The sequence below is a fragment of the Cognatishimia sp. 1_MG-2023 genome, assembly GCF_030548175.1.
GTDB lineage: Bacteria > Pseudomonadota > Alphaproteobacteria > Rhodobacterales > Rhodobacteraceae > Cognatishimia.
The window spans coordinates 1-636 of record NZ_JAUORX010000020.1 but is presented as its reverse complement, the minus strand read 5'-3'; the positions used below and the strand labels follow the sequence as shown (position 1 = coordinate 636).

General features: G+C 59.1%; 1 pseudogene. It reads right to left on the bottom strand.

Features of this window, described 5'->3' with window-relative positions:
* Window positions 1–636, bottom strand: a pseudogene (locus tag Q4544_RS15695) (transposase); the annotation flags it as partial.

Genomic DNA, 636 nt, shown 5'->3' with positions numbered 1-636 from the left:
GGCTGTGATCTTGGGTTCGGACTTTTGCTGCCGGATGGCCAGGCCTTCTTGAGCAGATGCTCCCCGCGCCTGTGCTTCGATCCGGTAGAGGGCTGCAATCTGTTTTAGACCCGCTTCGGCGATGGGGGCCACGTTGTTATGGGTCAGCTCATAAAGCTTGCGACGGGCATGTGCCCAGCAATATCTCGGACGCGTATTTACCGGAACGTCCTGGCGCATAGGTAAAGGCCACGCCGGGCGGTTCCGGTCCATTCCCATTCCAGGCACGATCATCACGGGAGAGCGCCCAGAAGTACCCATTCTTGGTCTTGCCGCGTCCTGGATCGAGGACGGGAGCTGGTGTCTCGTCCATGAACAACTTCGATGACTGTTTGAGATGCGCCAGCAGCGCGTCATGGACGGGCTTCAGCTCATAGGCGACTTTGCCAACCCAAAAGGCCAAAGTGGAGCGATCAATCTCGACGCCCAGACGCGCATAGATCTGGCTTTGGCGATACAGCGGCAGATGATCGGCGTATTTGGACACGATCACGCTGGCGATGGTTGCCTCGGTTGGCATGCCACCTTCGATCAGTCGCGGCTTGGCGGGCGCTTGAACAACCCCGGCCTCACAGGACCGGCATGCATACTTGGGAC